1 pseudogene is annotated in these 308 nt (G+C 72.4%); it reads left to right on the forward strand.

Annotated features, from left to right (window positions below):
* Nucleotides 1–245 (forward strand): annotated as a pseudogene (locus TN53_RS43750) (ATP-dependent endonuclease); the annotation flags it as partial.
* Nucleotides 246–308 lie beyond the last annotated feature (63 nt).

Genomic DNA, 308 nt, shown 5'->3' on the forward strand with positions numbered 1-308 from the left:
ACGAGTTGATCCGTGCTCTCGGGGCCGAGGGCGTGCGTCAGGTGATCGAGGCCCAGGGCGAGATGCGCCCCTTCCACACCTTCCAGGGGCAGCCGGCACAGCGGGAACGGCCCGTGGAGCACCAGCTACGGCGCTTCATGGGTACGCACAGCGGCCGCAAGGCCCTCTACGCGCAGGCACTCGTCGCGCACCTGGACCTCGAACGGGTCCCCCGGCCGCTGGACCGCCTCCTCGCGCACGTCTGATCCGGCCGGACCCCTCCGGTGGTGCCGCTCGCGCCGATCACTTCCGCTCCAGCGCGGCCAGCC

The organism is Streptomyces sp. WM6386 (assembly GCF_000972385.1).
Lineage (GTDB): Bacteria > Actinomycetota > Actinomycetes > Streptomycetales > Streptomycetaceae > Streptomyces.